The organism is Dankookia sp. GCM10030260 (assembly GCF_042666655.1).
Taxonomy (GTDB): Bacteria; Pseudomonadota; Alphaproteobacteria; order Acetobacterales; family Acetobacteraceae; genus Paracraurococcus.
Genome location: NZ_JBHTDE010000003.1, coordinates 412,153 through 428,277 on the forward strand (window position 1 = coordinate 412,153; position 16,125 = coordinate 428,277).

Sequence of the window (16,125 nt, forward strand, 5' to 3'; positions counted from 1 at the left end):
CTTCGGACGCATTCCGTTCCGGGAGGATCCTTCATGCGCCTGCTCCACCGCGCCGCGGGCTTCGGCCTTGCCGCACTGCTTGCCACCGGTCCCGCCTGGGTGCCCCCTGCCGCCGCGCAGCAGAAGACGCTGCGCATCGCCATGACCGCCGCCGACGTGCCGACCACCACCGGCGCGCCGAACAACGGCTTCGAGGGCGTCCGCTTTCTCGGCTACCCGGCCTTCGAAGGGCTGGTGCTGTGGGACCTGTCGCGCGCCGACCGCCCGGCCACGCTGCGCCCGGGCCTCGCCGAATCCTGGGCGCAGGACCCGGCCGACCCGAAGACCTGGATCTTCAAGCTCCGCCCGGGCGTGAAATTCCATGACGGCACCGATTTCAACGCCGATGCGGTGATCTGGAACCTCGATCGGTTCTGGAAGAACGACAGCCCGCAATTCGAGCCCGCCGGCAGCGGCATCGCCCGCGCCCGCACGCCGATCATGGCCGGCTACCGCAAGATCGACGACATGACGGTGGCGATGAGCACCACCCGCGTCGCCAGCTACTTCCCCTACATGGCCGTCTATATCCTGATGACGAGCCCGCAGAGCTTCGAGGCCGCCGGCCGCGACTGGGCGAAGGTCGCCGCCCTGCCGGCCGCCGGCACCGGGCCCTTCAGGCTGTCCAAATTCACCCCGCGCGTCTCGGCCGAGCTGTCGAAGAACGAGGGCTACTGGGACAAGGCCCGCATCCCGAAGCTCGACCGTATCCTGTTGCTGCCGATGCCGGAGGCGAATACAAGGCTCGCCGCCCTGCGTTCCGGCCAGGTGGACTGGATCGAGGTGCCGCCGCCGGATGCCATCCCCAGCCTGAAGCAGGCCGGCTTCAGCGTGGTGACCAATTCCTACCCGCATGTCTGGCCCTGGTTCTACCAGACCGGCGGCAGCACCACGCCGTTCAAGGATGTCCGCGTCCGCCAGGGGCTGAACTACTGCGTCGACCGCGCCGGCCTGGTCTCCCTGCTGAACGACACGGCCGAGCCCTCCGTCGGCTGGCTGAAGCCCTCCGACCCCAATTTCGGCAAACCGGAACAGCGCTACGGCTTCGACCCCGCGAAGGGCAAGGCGCTGCTGGCGGCCGCCGGCTTCACGCCGCAGAAGCCGCTGAAGTTCAAGGTGATGATCTCGGCCAGCGGGTCGGGCCAGATGCTGCCGCTGCCGATGAACGAATACATGCAGCAGAACCTGAAGGAGGCCTGCGGGGTCGAGGTCGCCTTCGAGGTGACCGAATGGAACACCCTGCTGACCGCGATCCGCCAGAGCCCCGATGCGCCGATCCTGAACGGATCCGTCTCCGCCAACCCTTCCTCGCCTTCGTCCGATCCGGCGGTCGCGGCACGCTACTTCCTGCAGGCCTTCGTGCCGCCGAACGGCTTCAACTGGGGCCAGTGGAACGACCCGGCCTTCGAGGAGGCCTTCGCCACGCTCGAGGTCGCCAAGGACGAGGCCGCCTTCAACGCCGCCTATGCGAAGGCGCATGAGCGGCTGGTGGACAACCCGCCCTGGCTCTACATCGTGCACGACCTGAACCCGCGGGCGATGTCGAAGCGGGTGAAGGGGTTCGTGTCGGCGCAATCCTGGTTCCAGGACCTGGTGACGGTCGACCTTCAATAGTCTTATTACGACTGGGACGTGTGTCCGGACTGCGCGCGCCTCTCGGCTGGTAACGGCTGGGAGGCGCAAATATTTTCCGGTACATGTTTTCCCCGGCTTTTCCACCATGTTTTCCACAGATTTTCGTGTATCGACTGCACGCCAGAACTTGTGGCGGACCCCCGCGTTGGCCTACCGTATCTAGTAGGTGACCACATCTTGTGGCTTTGGCGGCGGGGGAACCACATGGACTGGACGGCTGAGGCGATCGATCAGCTCCGTGCTTATTGGGCGGAAGGTCATTCCACGGCCGAGATCGGCCGTCGGATGGGCATCTCGAAGAATGCGGTCGTCGGCAAGGCGCACCGGCTGAACCTGCCGGCCCGACCCAGCCCGATCCGTCGCGAGGCTGAAGCCGCCCCACGTCCGGTTGCCGCGCCGCGCCGCCCGGCGGCAACCCCGGCCCCCGTGCCGGTGCGCGAAGCCCCGCCGCTCCGCCGGCTGGAGGCGCCGGTGCCCGTCGCCGCCGCCCCGGTCGCTGCGCCGGCGCCGCGCGCCATGGTGGTGCGGCCCTTCCCGCGTGCTTCGGCCCGGTCCTGCTGCTGGCCGCTGGGCGAGCCCGGCACGCCCGATTTCCGCTTCTGCTCCGGCAACGCGACGCCGGGGAAGCCCTATTGCGCCGAGCACGCCTCGGTCGCCTATGTCCGGGTGCGCGAGCGGCGCGAGGACGCTGCCTAGGCAGCAACGCCCCGCGCGCATTGCGGGGCTACGCAGCGCGCGCTTGGTAAGGTGCGCCACCACGACGATGCTGCGGGGATGACACGCTCCCATCATGCGCGATGAACGGCCGCCTCGCTGGCGTCGCGCTGCAGCTCGCCGCGCTGGCCGTCTTCGTCTGCATGGACACCATGCTGAAGCTGCTGACGGCGCAATTCGCCGTGCCGCAACTGATGTGGGCGCGCTTCTTCTTCAGCCTGATCGCCGCTGCCCTGTTCTTCCGCCTGGTCACCGGCCGGCTGCCCTGGCGGTCCAAGGCGCCCTGGCTGCAGGCCGCCCGCAGCCTGCTGCTGGCCGGCAGCAACCTGATGTTCTCCTCGGCCCTGGTGCACCTGCCGCTGACCGACTGCACCGCGATCGGCTTCGCCTCCCCGCTGTTCACCGTGGCGCTGGCCGCGGTCTGGCTGAAGGAACGCGTCGGGCCGCGCCGCTGGATCGGCGTCGCCATCGGCTTCCTCGGCGTGCTGGTGGCGCTGCGGCCGCCCTTCCTGACCGGCGGCGCGCCGATGCATTGGGCCGCCGTCCTGCCGCTCGGCACCGCGGCGATGTTCGCGGTCTATTCGATCCTGACGCGCAAGCTGGCGACGATCGACGACCCGCGCACGACCATCCTGCATACCGGCTTCGCCGGCGCGGTCGTCGCCAGCCTGGCGCAGCCCTTCGTCTGGATTCCGCCGACCGCGCCCGAATGGGCCATGCTGGTCGGGCTTGGCCTGCTGGGCGGGGTGGGGCATGGGTTGCTGGTGCTGGCCTTCGCCCGCGCCCCGGCCAGCCTGCTCGCGCCGATGTCCTATACCCAGCTCATCTGGGCCTCGATCGCCGGCGTGGTGGTGTTCGCCGACTGGCCGGACCTGACCAGCCTGGCCGGCGCTGCGGTGATCGCCTTCGGCGGGGTGCTGGTGGCGTTGCCCGACCGGCGCGCCCGCACCTGATCGGGCCTTGCCTTGCCGCCGCTGGTGGTCTAGCCCGTGAGCCCAGACAACTTAATAAGGTCTAAACCCATTCGCGAGGCGAGGCTGCTCCAGGACGCCCGCATCGGCCACCCCCGCGCGGCGCTCGACGCCGACTCGGTGCGGGAGGCCTACCGCCGCTGGGCGGGCGTCTATGACGAGGTGTTCGGCTCCGTCTCCGGCCCCGGCCGGCGGCGTGCAGTGGCCGCCGTCAACGGTTTGCCGGGTACGCGCGTGCTCGAGGTCGGGGTCGGTACCGGGCTTGCCTTGCCGCTTTATGACCCGCGCAAGCGTGTCGTCGGCATCGACCTGTCGCGCGACATGCTGCTGCGGGCGAAGGAGCGGGTGGCGACCCGCCGGCTGCGCAACGTGCTCGGCCTGGCGGAGATGGACGCCGAGGCGATGGCTTTCGCCGATGACAGTTTCGACATCGCGGTGGCGATGTTCACCGCCACGGTGGTGCCCGATGCACGCCGGCTGGTGCGGGAGATGCGCCGGGTGGTTCGGCCGGGTGGGCAGTTGCTGTTCGTGAACCACTTCGCCGCCGAGGGCGGGCTGCGCTGGTGGGCCGAGCGCACCCTGGCACCGCTGTCGCGCGTGCTCGGCTGGCATCCGGATTTCGTGCTGGCCGACTTGTTGGACGATCCGACCATGGCGACCGAGATCGTGCCTTGTCCGCCCTTCGGCCTGTTCACCCTGGTGCGGGTGCCGCAGCCGGCCTGACCGCTACCGGCCGGCCCGCTGGCAGCCGAGCGACGGCCGCGTCGCACGCGGCTTGATCCTCAGCACCGGCCGCAGTCCAGGGGCACATAGCCCGGCCGCCGCGGCGATCGGCACGGTGCCGCCCCCGGCACGCCAGGCGGCGCCGAGCCGCGCCATCACCACGCGGCGGTGGTAATTCGCCCCGCGCCCCGCATCGGCCGAATGGTAGTTGGCGATGGCATCCGCCCAATTGCCGAAGCGGGCCTGTAGGGACTTCAGGAAAACGATGGCGTAGCGGATATTCGCCTCCGGCCGCAGGCCGGTGGGGACATCCGGGAAGGCGTCCGGATGATGCAGCAGGTTCACCTGCATGCAGCCGATATCGATGGACCGCCGCCCGGCCGCCTGCAGGGCCGCCACCTCCGCGGCGGCGGCGGCCAGGCTCGGCGGGGCGCGGCCCTCACCCTCGACATTTAGCGACCAGGGCCAGGGCTCGAACCGTCCGGTGCGCGGGTCGCTGCGGCCGCTTTCGACCAAAGCGATGGCCAGCAGCAGGCCGGGTGGCAGGCCGGAACGCGGCTCCGCCGCCAGGATGGCGCGGCGACAGGCGGTCCAGGGATCGTCCTGTCCGCTGGCGGGTGCGGCGAGGCCGAACAGCAGAAGGCAGCCAAGCAGGCAGCCGGCACAGAGAGGGCGCATGCCCGGGATGTCGGCCCGCTGCCCCTCCCGCGTCAACGGACGCGCGTCAACCGGACAGTACGTCCCACAGCAGCTTCAGGTTCATCGCCACGATCAGCAGCGTCGCAGCCCAGCCCAGCACGAGCTGCCAGCGCGGCGCGACCAGCGCGCCCAGCCGATTGCGGTCGGATGCGAACAGCATCAGCGGCACCACCGCGAAGGGCAGCTGGAGGCACAGCACCACCTGCGACAGGATCAGCAACTGCGCGGTGCCGGAGGTGCCGTAGTACCAGGTGACGATCACCGCCGGCACGATCGCCACCAGCCGGGTGACCAGCCGCCGGGCCACCGGTGGCAATCGCAGGCTCAGGAAGCCCTCCATCACCACCTGGCCGGCCATGGTCGCCGTCACCGTGGCGTTCAGCCCGCAGGCCAGCAGCGCCATGGCGAACAGCGTCGCGGCGGCCGCGGTGCCGACCATCGGCGTGAGCAGTTCATAGGCTTCCTGGATCTCGGCGACCTCGGTGCGGCCGCCGGCGTGGAACACCGCCGCCGCGGTGATCAGGATCGCCGAGTTGACCAGCAGCGCCAGGCACAGCGCCGCGGTGCTGTCGATCGTGGCGAAGCGGATCGCCTCGCGCTTCGCCGGCAGGTCTTCGCCATAGGCGCGCGACTGCACCACGGCGGTATGGAGGTAGAGGTTGTGCGGCATCACCGTGGCGCCGAGGATGCCGATGGCGATGTAGAGCTGCTGCTGGTCGGTGATGATCGAGACGCTGGGGATGTAGCCGTTCAGCACCGCCGCCCAGTCCGGCTGCGCCCAGATGAGCTGGATGCCGAAGCAGCCGAAGACCAGGAAGATCAGCCCGGCGACCAGGGCCTCCACCCAGCGCACGCCGCGATGCTGCAGCCAGAGGATGAGCAGCGCATCGAGCGCGGTCAGCAGCACGCCGGCGACCAGCGGGATGCCGAACAGCAGTTGCAGCGCGATGGCCGTGCCGATCAGCTCGGCCAGGTCGGTGGCGCAGATGGCGATCTCGGCCAGTGCCCAGAGCGCCAGGTTGACCGGGCGGGGGAATCGGTCGCGGCAGAGCTGCGCGAGGTCGCGCCCGGTGGCAATGCCGATCCGCGCGCACAGCGCCTGCAGCAGCATCGCCATCAGGGACGACAGCAGGGCAACCGACAGCAGGGTATACCCGAAGGCAGACCCCCCCGCGAGCGCGGTGGCCCAATTGCCCGGGTCCATGTAGCCGACGGCGACCAGGTAGCCCGGGCCGATGAAGGCCATAAGCCGGCGCAGCCAGCCCGCGGCATTGGGGATCAGCACGCTGCGGTGCATCTCGGGCAGGCTGTGGGAGTCCGGTGCAGGCGGGCACGCCGGTTCCACCAGCGGCGGCTCAGGCCGGGTCAGCATCGGGCGTTGCCATCCGGCATGGCTGAACAGGTCTTCAACTGTTCAAATGATCCTTGTTTTTCAGGAAGTTAGGTTCGGCCAGGCAGGTGCGCCCCGCGCTTCGTCCTGTCAAGGGCGGCTTGTGGTCACGATGACCGGGGGGCAAGTGTGGTCACACCTGGAACAGGATGCGGGAACCATGCGCGGACGGGCGAGGATTGGCGACGACCAGGTGGTCGAGTTGGCGGAGATGTTCCGCCTGATGAGCGACCCGACGCGACTGAAGATCATTCTCGCCTGTCTGGACGAGGCTGCCTCGGTCGGCGCGATGGCGGAACGCCTGGGCATCTCCGCCTCGCTCGTCTCGCACCATCTGCGGCTGCTGCGCGCGGCGCGGCTGCTGCAGGCGGACCGCCGCGGCCGGCAGGTCTTCTACGCCGTGCAGGACGAGCATATCCGATCCATGCTGTCGGACATGGTCGACCACGTGGCCGAGGTGGACGCCGACATCGATGCGGGTGCCGATGGGGGCGGCTGAAAGATCCCGCCCTTGCTTCAACGCAAAGGCGCCTCACTTGTGCGGTGCGATGCTCGGACTTATGGTCCGGCCGCGTCCGTTCCGCCCCAGGCGGTGCGACGTGCGGGTCGTCCTGCGGCCCGGCGGAAATGCGATAGGGCGGCGCAAGTCGTCGGCCCGGACGGGAATGGGAAGCGACGTGTGATCGGGCGATGGTTCGCTAAGGCATCGGGGCTCGCACTGGCCGGCCTCTTCGTTGCGCTCTCCTGCATCGGCTCCGTGCGGGCCGAGGAGCTGGTCGGGCAGCCGACCCCCTGGGGCATGGGACTGCAGCCGGCCGTCGGGCCGGTGAAGGACGCCATCCACGACTTCAACACGCTGGTCCTCTGGATCATCGTCATCATCACCGCCTTCGTCATGGCGCTGCTGGGCTGGGTGGTCTTCAAATTCCGTGAATCGGTCAATCCGACCCCGTCGCGAACCAGCCACAACACCATGATCGAGATCGCCTGGACGGTGATCCCGGTGCTGATCCTGGTGGTGATCGCCATCCCGTCCTTCCGGCTTATCTATTTCCAGGATCGCGCGCGCGACGCCGACCTGACGATCAACGTGCAGGGCCGTCAGTGGTACTGGCACTATGCCTACCCCGACAGCGGCAACTTTGCCTTCGACAGCCGGCCGATCCCGGACGAGGACCTCAAGGAAGGTCAGCCGCGCAACCTGGCTGTCGATGAGCCGCTGGTCATCCCGGTGGGTGCCAATGTGCGCGTGCTGACCACCGGCCAGGACGTGATCCACAGCTTCTTCGTCCCGGCGCTTGGCGTTCAGAAGTATACCATTCCTGGCCGGACGCTGGAGACCTGGTTCCGTGCCGACCGTGCCGGCACCTTCTATGGCCAGTGCAACCAGATCTGCGGAACCAACCACTGGTTCATGCCGATTCAGGTGCAGGCGGTCCCGGCCGCCGAATTCCAAGCCTGGCTTGAGCAGGCGAAGAAGAAATACGCCCAGGCGGATGGCGGCGCGGCCCAGGTGGCCGCGGCGCCAGCGCCGGCGACGCAGCAGCTTGCGGCCCTGCCCCGCTAATCCCGGCGCTTGGCTGACCCTCGATTGACCTCCTGGCGGGACGGATCCATGGCCACCGCGACTGACCACGCCCATCACGGGCACGATGACCACCATGACCATATGCCGGGCTTCGTGGCGCGCTGGTTCTTCAGCACGAACCACAAGGACATCGGCACCCTCTATCTGCTCTTCTCGGTCTTCGCCGCCGTCATCGGTGTCGCGCTGTCCGTGCTGATGCGGATGGAGCTGCAGAGCCCAGGCCTGCAGTTCTTCGCAAACGGCCAGCTCTGGAACACCGTGGTCAGCGCCCATGGCCTGATCATGGTCTTCTTCGTGGTCATGCCGGCGCTGATCGGTGGCTTCGGCAACTGGTTCGTGCCGATCATGATCGGCGCGCCGGACATGGCCTTCCCGCGCATGAACAACATCAGCTTCTGGCTGCTGGTGCCGGCCTTCCTGCTGCTCGGCGCCTCGCTCTTCGTGGGCGAGGGCGCCGGCGCGGGCTGGACGATCTACACCCCGCTGTCCAGCAACGAGTATCACCCCAGCGCCTCGATGGACCTGGCGCTGTTCTCGCTGCACTTGGCGGGTGCGTCGTCGATCATGGGTGCGGCCAACTTCATCACCACCATCTTCAACATGCGCGCGCCGGGCATGACCCTGCACAAGATGCCGCTGTTCGTGTGGTCGATGCTGGTCACCGCCTTCCTGTTGCTGCTGGCGGTGCCGGTGCTGGCGGGCGTGATCACCATGCTGATCACCGACCGCAACTTCGGCACGGCCTTCTTCAAGCCGGAAGGCGGCGGTGACCCGGTGCTCTTCCAGCACCTGTTCTGGTTCTTCGGCCACCCCGAAGTCTACATCATGATCCTGCCGGGCTTCGGCATCATCAGCCACATCATCTCCACCTTCAGCCGCAAGCCGGTCTTCGGCTATCTCGGCATGGCCTATGCCATGGTGGCGATCGGCGTGGTCGGCTTCGTGGTGTGGGCGCACCACATGTACACCTCCGGCATGGATGTCGACACCCGCGCCTACTTCATGGCGGCGACGATGGTCATCGCGGTGCCGACCGGCGTGAAGATCTTCTCCTGGATCGCCACCATGTGGGGCGGCTCCATCCAGTTGAAGGTGCCGATGATCTGGGCGATCGGCTTCATCTTCCTGTTCACCCTGGGTGGCGTCACCGGCGTGAAGCTGGCCAATGCCGGCGCCGACGTCATCCTGCACAACACCTACTACGTCGTGGCGCACTTCCACTACGTGCTCAGCCTTGGCGCCGTCTTCTCGATCTTCGCCGGCTTCTACTACTGGATCGGCAAGATGAGCGGTCGCCAGTATCCCGAGTTCTGGGGCAAGGTGCACTTCTGGATGCTGTTCATCGGCGCCAACCTGATCTTCTTCCCGCAGCACTTCCTCGGCGCGCAGGGCATGCCCCGCCGCTACCCGGACTACCCGGATGCATTCTGGGGCTGGAATCTGGTTTCCTCGCTCGGCTCCTATCTCGCCGCCGCGTCGATGCTGGTGTTCTTCTATGTCGTCTACCGCACCTTCACCTCGAAGGAAGCGCTGGCCGACAATTACTGGGGCGAGGGTGCGACGACGCTGGAGTGGCAGGTGTCCAGCCCGCCGCCGTTCCACACCTTCGAGGAACTCCCGCGCGTCCGTTGACGCGCGGCATCCGGGCGGCCCGTCGCCACCCGGACCAGGCAACCCGAACGCCATGCCGCAGGGCATGGCGTTCCGTCCATCAGGACCCAGATTCACGACCATGAGCGACGTGACCGCCTCCTCCGCCTCGGATGCCATCGGCCCGCAGGACCTGTCCGAGGTCCGCGATTGGGTCACGCTGCTGAAGCCGCGGGTCATCTCGCTCGTGGTGCTGACCGGCATCGTCGGGTTGATGGTGGCGCCGGGCCATCTGGCGCCTGCGCTCGCCATCGCTGCGGTGCTCTGCATCGCGCTCGGCGCCGGCGCCGCGGGCGCGATCAACATGTGGTACGACCGCGACATCGACGCGCGGATGAAGCGCACCGCGACCCGGCCCATCCCGGCCGGCCGGATCGAGCCAGGTGCGGCCCTGGCCTATGGCGTCGGCCTCGCTGCGGCGTCGGTCGGCATCATGGGGCTGGCGACCAACTGGGTCGCCGCCGGGGTGCTGGCGCTGTCGATCGGCTTCTATGTCTTCGTCTACACCATGTGGCTGAAGCGCCGGACCAGCCAGAACATCGTCATCGGCGGCGCCGCCGGCGCCTTCCCCCCGGTGATCGGCTGGGCCGCGGTGACCGGCAACATCACGCTGGAACCGATCATTCTCTTCGCCATCATCTTCTTCTGGACGCCGCCGCATTTCTGGGCGCTCAGCCTGTTCGCCCATGCCGACTACGAACGGGTCGGCGTGCCGATGCTACCCGTCACGCACGGCGCGAAGGAGACCCGGAAGCAGGTCCTGGTCTACACCCTGGTGCTGCTGCCGCTGACCCTCCTGCCGACGCTGCTGGGCTTCGCCGGCTGGGTCTATGCCGCCGCCGCCGCGCTGCTGGGGGCCGAATTCCTTCGCCACGCCGTCCTGGTCTTCCGCGACCGGCAGGATGCCGCCGGCCGCAGCCTGACCGGCGATGCGCCGGCGCGTAAGGCCTTCCGCTATTCGCTATCCTATCTCGGCCTGCTGTTCATCGCGCTGGCCGTCGACCGGATGATCCTCGGATGATGGAAACGGTTGCGATGTCGCCTGAGGAGCGCGCCGCCTTCAACCGCCGCCGCCGGCAGAAGAACTGGGCGGTGCTCGGCGTGCTGATTGCCCTGGTGATTCTGTTCTTCTTCATCAGCACCGCGCGCGTCCTGCGCGGCTGACCTTGCCCGATCCCTGCCGGACCGCCACCTGCCCGCCCATGGAACCGACCCGCACCGAGACCCTGGCCCGCCGCAACCGCCGCACTGCCTTCGGGGTGGGCGGCGTGGTGCTCGGCATGGTTGGGCTCGCCTATGCTTCCGTGCCGCTCTACGACCTGTTCTGCCGCGCCACGGGTTATGGCGGCACCGTGCAGGTCGGCGGCCCGGCGGCGCCCGGTGCGGACCAAGCCATGCCCGGCCGGGCGGTCACCGTCCGCTTCAACGCCAACACCGCGCCCGGCCTGCCCTGGCGCTTCGCTCCTGGCCAGGGGCCGATGCCGCTTCGCCTGGGCGATGAGGGGGTGGCCTTCTACCAGGCCAGCAACACCGGCGCGACGGCGGTGACGGGCGTCGCCACCTACAACGTCACCCCGGCCAATGTGGGAAAATACTTCCATAAGACCGCCTGCTTTTGTTTCGAGGAGCAGACGCTCGAACCCGGCCAGCGGGTCGACATGCCGCTGACCTTCTGGCTGGACCCGCAGATGGCCAAGGACCCGGCGACGCGGGACATCCACACCATCACCATCAGCTACAGCTTCTTCCGGAGCCTTGACGACGCCGACCGCAACGGTGCGCTGGCCAACGCCGGCGCCCATGTCGGCGCGGCGTCACGCGCCACGCAATGACCTGCGCCGACGACCCGCATGGGCTTGATCGGGGCGGGGTTTTCGGAATTGATGCGCTTACCCGGCGACACGGCCTTTCGGGGCTTCGCCTGAGAGATCGGACCAGGACGAGACATGGCCAGCACCACTGACATCGCGGCGGAGCCTGCCCCGCTGCACAAGCACCCCTACCACCTGGTGGATCCCTCGCCCTGGCCGATCGTCGGCAGCTTCGCCGGCGGCGCCTTCGTGCTCGGCATCATCCTGCTGGCGCATGAGGGCATCCACTGGATGCTCTATCTCGGCATCGCCGGCCTGCTGGCGACGATGTTCTTCTGGTGGCGCGACGTCCTCATCGAATCGAAGACGCCGGGCATGCACACCCCGGTGGTGCGGATCGGCCTGCGCTACGGGATGACGCTGTTCATCGCCTCCGAGGTCATGTTCTTCGTCGCCTTCTTCTGGGCCTATTTCCACTACGCACTTTATCCGCAGCATGTCTCGGGCGCCCTGGTGGCGGTGTGGCCGCCCCAGGGCGTGCTGACCTTCGACCCCTTCGGCCTGCCCTTCCTGAACACCATGATCCTGCTGCTGTCGGGCTGCACGGTGACCTGGGCGCACCATTCGCTGATCCAGGGCGACCGCCGCGGCCTGATCGCCGGCCTGGCGCTGACCGTGGCCCTCGGCATCAGCTTCAGCGCCTTCCAGGCGATCGAATACGCCGAGGCGCCCTTCGCCTTCACCGGCGGGGTCTACCCTTCCGTCTTCTTCATGGCGACCGGCTTCCACGGCTTCCACGTCATCGTCGGCACCACCTTCCTGCTGGTCTGCCTGATCCGTGCCATCCGCGGCGGCTTCACCCCGCAACGGCATTTCGGCTTCGAGGCGGCGGCTTGGTACTGGCACTTCGTCGACGTGGTGTGGCTGTTCCTCTTCGTCTGCATCTACTTCCTGGGCGCCGGCGAGATCGCGCAACACTGATGCCGGATGGTACCGGACCGGCGCCGCTGGCGCCGGTCGTGCTGCTGGGCCGCTGTCCGCGTTGCGGCAGCGGCCCTTTGTTTTCCGGCCTGCTGACGGTGCGGCAGGCCTGCCCGTCCTGTGACCTGGACCTGCGGGCGCATGATGCCGGCGACGGCCCGGCAATGGCCGGCATCTTCATCGTCGGCACCCTGGTGGTGATCATGGCCCTGGTGGTCGACCTCAAGTACCAGCCCGCGCTCTGGGTGCACGCGTTGGTCTGGCCGGTGGTGATCCTCGTGCTCTCGCTGGCGGTGATGCGAATCGCCAAGGCGCTGCTGGTCGCGCTCCAGTACCGCCACGGGCAGCAGGCGCCCGCGCCATGACGCTCCGCCGTTGGGCGCCGTTGCTGGTCGCCCTGCCGGTGCTGGCCGTGCTGCTGTCGCTCGGCACCTGGCAGGTCCGGCGGCTGGCCTGGAAGGCCGACATGCTGGCGACCATCGCGGCGTCGGAGGCCGGGCCGCCGCAACCGCTTGGCACCATGCCCGCCCCTTATACCAAGGTCGTCGCCATCGGCCGGTTCGACCATGACCGCGAAGCGCTGCTGGGCCTCGAGGTGCGCGGCACCACGCTCGGCGCGCATCTGCTGGTGCCCCTGCTGCGCGATGGCGCGCCGCCGCTGCTGGTCGACCGCGGCTGGGTGCCGATGGAGCGCGACCGGACGGTGGACCGCCCGGCTGGTGAGGTCGCGGTCACCGGCTATGTCCGCCCGGCCGATGAGCGCGACTGGAACACCGCGCGGGACGACCCGGCGGGGCGGCGCTTCTACATCCTCGACCCCGCGGCGATCGGCGCGGCGCTGGGCCTGCCGCCGCCGGCCCCCTTCGGCCTGGTGGCGTTGGCGTCGCCGGGGGCCCCGGCCGGCGTGCTGCCGGCGGCGGCGGCCACGCTGCCGCGGCCGAACAACCCGCATCTCGGCTATGCCATCACCTGGTACGGGCTGGCGGCGGCGCTGGTCGGGGTGGTGATCGCCTTCGTGATGCGGGCGCCGAAGGCACGCGGGCCGCAGGCGGGGCGTCCGGCGTAGCGGCGGGGCCGGCATGCCCTGTAGCTTTGGCCGCCCACCCGTGGCCTGCCTTGCCGCCACCCATCGCAACACGAAGGAACCGGCATGAACGCCGCCTATGACCGCCTGAAATCCCGCTTCGCCCGCATCGCCACCCTGGGGGAGGCGCAGGCCATGCTGCACTGGGATGCCAGCGCGATGATGCCGCCCGGCGGCGCAGCGGCGCGCGGCGAGCAACTGGCGACGCTGGCGGGCCTCGCGCACGACCTGCTGACCGTGCCGGCGGTGGCCGAGGACCTCGCCGACGCCGAAGCGGCGGGCGAATGGGACGCTCCCAACCTCGACCTGATGCGCCGCGTCCATCTCCGTGCCTCGGCCCTGCCGACCGCGCTGGTCGAGGCCATGGCGCGGGCCAATGCCGCCTGCGAGACCATCTGGCGCGAGGCCAAGGCGACCGCGGATTTCCCCCTGGTCCGCCCGGCGCTGGGGGAGGTCGTGCGGCTGCAACGCGAGATGGCCGAGGCCCTGTCCGGCCTGACCGGCCTTTCGCCCTATGACTCGCTGATGGAGGGCTTCCAGCGCGGCGTCACCGCCGCCGAGGTCGAGCCGGTCTTCTCCGCCTACGAGGCCTTCCTGGCGGACGCCCTGCCGCAGGCCGAGGCGATCCAGGCCCGCCGGCCGGCCGCCGTGCCGCTGCCGGGACCATTCCCGGTCGCCGCGCAGAAGGCGCTCTGCCAGCGGATGTCGGAACGCGTGGGGTTGGATTACGCCCATGCCCGGCTGGACGAGAGCCTGCACCCCTTTTGCGGCGGCACGCCCAACGATGTCCGCATCACCACCTTCTATGCCGCGGACGACGTCGCCAAGGCGCTGATGGGCGTGCTGCACGAGACCGGCCACGCGCAGTACGAGCGCGGCCTGCCCGCCGCCTGGGCGCGCCAGCCGGTCGGCGAGGCCGCCGGCATGGCGGCGCATGAATCGCAGTCCCTGATCATCGAGATGCAGGCCTGCCGGTCGGACCCCTTCCTGGCCTTCCTCGGCGACGAGCTGCACCGGACCTTCGGCGGCGACGCGGCACCGTACGGCACGGCGAACCTAGCGGCGCATTGGCGGCATGTTTCGCGCGGCTTCATCCGGGTCGATGCCGACGAGCTGACCTACCCGGCCCATGTCATCCTGCGCTTCCGGCTGGAACGCGCGCTGATCGGCGGGGACCTGACGGTGGCCGACCTGCCCGAAGCCTGGAACGCGGGACTGCGCGGCCTGCTCGGCATAAGTCCCCCCGACGATGCGCGCGGCTGCCTGCAGGACATCCACTGGCATGACGGCGCCTTCGGCTATTTCCCCAGCTACACGCTGGGCGCCATGGCTGCGGCGCAGTTGATGCGTGCGGCGCGGCGCGACGTCCCCGGGCTCGACGCCGCGCTGGCGCTCGGCGACATGCGGCCGCTGATGGGCTGGCTGCGGGAGAAGGTGCATGGGCAGGGCGCCCGGCTCGGCTTCCAGGATCTGCTGCGCTTCGCCACCGGCAAACCGCTCGATCCGGCGGATTTCACCGACCACCTGCGGGCGCGCTACCTGGCAGCGTGATGCGCTGCGTGCATTGTGCGACGACTTCGCCCACATAAAGGCATGCCGCACAACACTCCGCTCATCACCACGTTGGTTGCCGCCCTCAGTATGGCGCTGCTGCTGGGGGTGATCGCGCGCAAGCTTCGGTTGCCGCCGCTGGTCGGCTACCTGGTCGCCGGCATGCTGATCGGCCCGCATACGCCGGGCTTCGCCGGCGACCTGGCGCTGGCGGGCGAATTGTCGGAGATCGGCATCATCCTGCTGATGTTCGGCGTCGGGCTGCATTTCTCCCCACGTGAGCTGGCCGAGGCACGTGGCGTCGCCGTCCCCGGCGCGCTGGTGCAGATGGGCGTCGCCACGCTGCTGGGCTGGGGCGTCGCGCGGCTGTTCGGCTGGTCCGACGGCCAGGGCTTCGTCTTCGGCATCTGCCTGTCGGTCGCCAGCACCGTGGTGCTGCTGCGGGCGCTGCAGGAACGCGGCGAGGTCGCCACCAATGCCGGCAAGATCGCGGTCGGCTGGCTGGTGGTCGAGGACCTGGCGATGGTCGTCGCACTGGTCCTGGTGCCGGTCGCCGCGGCGCTGCTGGATGGCCGGACGCCGGCGGGGATGCTGGCGGGCATGGGCGTGTCCGGGCAGGGGGTGCTGGTCTCCCTGGTGGTGACGCTGGGCAAGGTCGCCGCCTTCGTCGTGCTGATGCTGATCGTCGGCAGCCGGGTGATGCCGGCGGCGCTGTCCATGGTGGGCGCGCTGAGGTCGCGCGAGCTGTTCTCGCTCGCCGCGCTGGTGGCAGCGCTCGGCGTCGCCTACCTGGCCTTCGTCGCCTTCGGGGTGTCCTTCGCCCTGGGCGCCTTCCTGTCCGGCCTGGTGCTGGGGCAATCGCCCTTGAGCCAGAAGGCCGCCGAGCAGACGCTGCCGCTGCGCGACGCCTTCGCGGTGCTGTTCTTCGTCTCGGTCGGAATGCTGTTCGACCCGGGCGTGCTGCTGCGCCAGCCCCTGGTGCTGGGGGCCGCGGTGCTGGTGGTGGTGGTCGGCAAGTCGGCGGCGGCCTGGGCGATCGCCCGGGCGCGCGGCCTGACGAACCGGGAGGCGCTGATCATCGCCGCCTCCCTGGCGCAGATCGGCGAGTTCAGCTTCATCCTCGCCGGCCTCGGGGTGACGGAGAATGTGCTGCCGGAAGCCGGGCGGAATCTGGTGCTGGCGGTGGCCCTGATCACCATCGCGGTGAACCCGGTGATGTTCTGGCTGGCGGACCGGGTGGCGGGGCAGGGTGAGGCGCCGGCCCTCAGGTAATCGGCCGGCGGCTGGCC

17 protein-coding genes are annotated in these 16,125 nt (G+C 69.3%); 15 read left to right on the forward strand and 2 right to left on the reverse strand.

Features of this window, described 5'->3' with window-relative positions:
• Window positions 1-33 precede the first annotated feature (33 nt).
• The 4 genes from ACFQS7_RS13450 (at window position 34) to ACFQS7_RS13465 (ending at window position 4,082) form a co-directional block, all read left to right on the forward strand.
• The gene (locus tag ACFQS7_RS13450) at window positions 34-1,653 is read left to right on the forward strand and encodes an ABC transporter substrate-binding protein (protein WP_380067591.1); all 1,620 of its coding nucleotides are present in this window, start codon (window positions 34-36) and stop codon (window positions 1,651-1,653) included.
• Between the two features lie 225 nt (window positions 1,654-1,878).
• A complete protein-coding gene (locus ACFQS7_RS13455; RefSeq protein WP_380067592.1) occupies window positions 1,879-2,370 on the forward strand; it encodes a GcrA family cell cycle regulator in 492 nt (163 codons plus the stop codon).
• Window positions 2,371-2,471: 101 nt separating this feature from the next.
• Window positions 2,472-3,341, forward strand: coding sequence for a DMT family transporter (locus tag ACFQS7_RS13460; RefSeq protein WP_380067593.1), 870 nt, complete (start codon window positions 2,472-2,474; stop codon window positions 3,339-3,341).
• Between the two features lie 54 nt (window positions 3,342-3,395).
• Window positions 3,396-4,082 (forward strand): class I SAM-dependent methyltransferase, encoded by a 687-nt coding sequence (locus ACFQS7_RS13465; protein ID WP_380068018.1) that lies wholly within the window; start codon window positions 3,396-3,398, stop codon window positions 4,080-4,082.
• 3 nt (window positions 4,083-4,085) lie between these two features.
• On the opposite strand, the gene ACFQS7_RS13470 is transcribed toward ACFQS7_RS13465, so the two are convergent.
• Complete coding sequence (locus tag ACFQS7_RS13470) at window positions 4,086-4,760, reverse strand: transglycosylase SLT domain-containing protein (RefSeq protein ID WP_380067594.1); 675 nt, start codon at window positions 4,758-4,760, stop codon at window positions 4,086-4,088.
• Window positions 4,761-4,806: 46 nt separating this feature from the next.
• Window positions 4,807-6,153 carry an Nramp family divalent metal transporter gene (locus ACFQS7_RS13475; RefSeq protein ID WP_380067595.1) on the reverse strand — a complete coding sequence of 449 codons (1,347 nt, stop codon included), beginning with the start codon at window positions 6,151-6,153 and terminating at the stop codon, window positions 4,807-4,809.
• A gap of 178 nt (window positions 6,154-6,331) precedes the next feature.
• Between ACFQS7_RS13475 and ACFQS7_RS13480 the strand changes: the two genes are divergently transcribed.
• The 11 genes from ACFQS7_RS13480 (at window position 6,332) to ACFQS7_RS13530 (ending at window position 16,108) form a co-directional block, all read left to right on the forward strand.
• Complete coding sequence (locus tag ACFQS7_RS13480) at window positions 6,332-6,670, forward strand: ArsR/SmtB family transcription factor (protein WP_380067596.1); 339 nt, start codon at window positions 6,332-6,334, stop codon at window positions 6,668-6,670.
• 258 nt (window positions 6,671-6,928) lie between these two features.
• Window positions 6,929-7,738: a cytochrome c oxidase subunit II gene (coxB, locus tag ACFQS7_RS13485; RefSeq protein ID WP_380067597.1), complete on the forward strand. Its 810-nt coding sequence runs from the start codon at window positions 6,929-6,931 to the stop codon at window positions 7,736-7,738.
• A gap of 48 nt (window positions 7,739-7,786) precedes the next feature.
• Window positions 7,787-9,391 carry a cytochrome c oxidase subunit I gene (ctaD, locus tag ACFQS7_RS13490; RefSeq protein ID WP_380067598.1) on the forward strand — a complete coding sequence of 535 codons (1,605 nt, stop codon included), beginning with the start codon at window positions 7,787-7,789 and terminating at the stop codon, window positions 9,389-9,391.
• A 100-nt stretch (window positions 9,392-9,491) separates the two neighbouring features.
• Window positions 9,492-10,430, forward strand: a complete 939-nt coding sequence (locus ACFQS7_RS13495) for a heme o synthase (protein ID WP_380067599.1) — start codon at window positions 9,492-9,494, stop codon at window positions 10,428-10,430.
• Window positions 10,431-10,444: 14 nt separating this feature from the next.
• Window positions 10,445-10,573 carry a hypothetical protein gene (locus tag ACFQS7_RS13500; RefSeq protein ID WP_380067600.1) on the forward strand — a complete coding sequence of 43 codons (129 nt, stop codon included), beginning with the start codon at window positions 10,445-10,447 and terminating at the stop codon, window positions 10,571-10,573.
• Window positions 10,574-10,611: 38 nt separating this feature from the next.
• Window positions 10,612-11,241: a cytochrome c oxidase assembly protein gene (locus tag ACFQS7_RS13505; protein WP_380067601.1), complete on the forward strand. Its 630-nt coding sequence runs from the start codon at window positions 10,612-10,614 to the stop codon at window positions 11,239-11,241.
• A gap of 114 nt (window positions 11,242-11,355) precedes the next feature.
• Window positions 11,356-12,201: a cytochrome c oxidase subunit 3 gene (locus ACFQS7_RS13510; protein WP_380067602.1), complete on the forward strand. Its 846-nt coding sequence runs from the start codon at window positions 11,356-11,358 to the stop codon at window positions 12,199-12,201.
• On the forward strand, window positions 12,201-12,566 hold the full coding sequence (locus tag ACFQS7_RS13515) for a DUF983 domain-containing protein (RefSeq protein WP_380067603.1): 366 nt from the start codon (window positions 12,201-12,203) through the stop codon (window positions 12,564-12,566). Before ACFQS7_RS13510 ends, ACFQS7_RS13515 begins: the two co-directional genes overlap by 1 nt.
• The gene (locus tag ACFQS7_RS13520; RefSeq protein ID WP_380067604.1) at window positions 12,563-13,267 is read left to right on the forward strand and encodes an SURF1 family protein; all 705 of its coding nucleotides are present in this window, start codon (window positions 12,563-12,565) and stop codon (window positions 13,265-13,267) included. The genes ACFQS7_RS13515 and ACFQS7_RS13520 overlap by 4 nt, the downstream gene beginning before the upstream one ends.
• 84 nt (window positions 13,268-13,351) lie before the next feature.
• Window positions 13,352-14,836, forward strand: coding sequence for a carboxypeptidase M32 (locus ACFQS7_RS13525; protein WP_380067605.1), 1,485 nt, complete (start codon window positions 13,352-13,354; stop codon window positions 14,834-14,836).
• Between the two features lie 42 nt (window positions 14,837-14,878).
• Entirely contained in the window at window positions 14,879-16,108 is a 1,230-nt protein-coding gene (locus tag ACFQS7_RS13530) for a cation:proton antiporter (RefSeq protein WP_380067606.1), read from the forward strand.
• The last annotated feature ends 17 nt before the right edge of the window (window positions 16,109-16,125 follow it).

Coding starts and splice junctions, on each gene's coding strand:
- ACFQS7_RS13505 (WP_380067601.1), top strand. CDS start 10,612: ATGGAACCGACCCGCACCGAGACCCTGGCCCGCCGCAACCGCCGCACT.
- ACFQS7_RS13450 (WP_380067591.1), top strand. CDS start 34: ATGCGCCTGCTCCACCGCGCCGCGGGCTTCGGCCTTGCCGCACTGCTT.
- ACFQS7_RS13530 (WP_380067606.1), top strand. CDS start 14,879: ATGCCGCACAACACTCCGCTCATCACCACGTTGGTTGCCGCCCTCAGT.
- ACFQS7_RS13520 (WP_380067604.1), top strand. CDS start 12,563: ATGACGCTCCGCCGTTGGGCGCCGTTGCTGGTCGCCCTGCCGGTGCTG.
- ACFQS7_RS13510 (WP_380067602.1), top strand. CDS start 11,356: ATGGCCAGCACCACTGACATCGCGGCGGAGCCTGCCCCGCTGCACAAG.
- ACFQS7_RS13515 (WP_380067603.1), top strand. CDS start 12,201: ATGCCGGATGGTACCGGACCGGCGCCGCTGGCGCCGGTCGTGCTGCTG.
- ctaD (WP_380067598.1), top strand. CDS start 7,787: ATGGCCACCGCGACTGACCACGCCCATCACGGGCACGATGACCACCAT.
- ACFQS7_RS13475 (WP_380067595.1), bottom strand. CDS start 6,153: ATGCTGACCCGGCCTGAGCCGCCGCTGGTGGAACCGGCGTGCCCGCCT.
- ACFQS7_RS13455 (WP_380067592.1), top strand. CDS start 1,879: ATGGACTGGACGGCTGAGGCGATCGATCAGCTCCGTGCTTATTGGGCG.
- ACFQS7_RS13525 (WP_380067605.1), top strand. CDS start 13,352: ATGAACGCCGCCTATGACCGCCTGAAATCCCGCTTCGCCCGCATCGCC.
- ACFQS7_RS13480 (WP_380067596.1), top strand. CDS start 6,332: ATGCGCGGACGGGCGAGGATTGGCGACGACCAGGTGGTCGAGTTGGCG.
- ACFQS7_RS13500 (WP_380067600.1), top strand. CDS start 10,445: ATGTCGCCTGAGGAGCGCGCCGCCTTCAACCGCCGCCGCCGGCAGAAG.
- ACFQS7_RS13460 (WP_380067593.1), top strand. CDS start 2,472: ATGAACGGCCGCCTCGCTGGCGTCGCGCTGCAGCTCGCCGCGCTGGCC.
- ACFQS7_RS13495 (WP_380067599.1), top strand. CDS start 9,492: ATGAGCGACGTGACCGCCTCCTCCGCCTCGGATGCCATCGGCCCGCAG.
- ACFQS7_RS13470 (WP_380067594.1), bottom strand. CDS start 4,760: ATGCGCCCTCTCTGTGCCGGCTGCCTGCTTGGCTGCCTTCTGCTGTTC.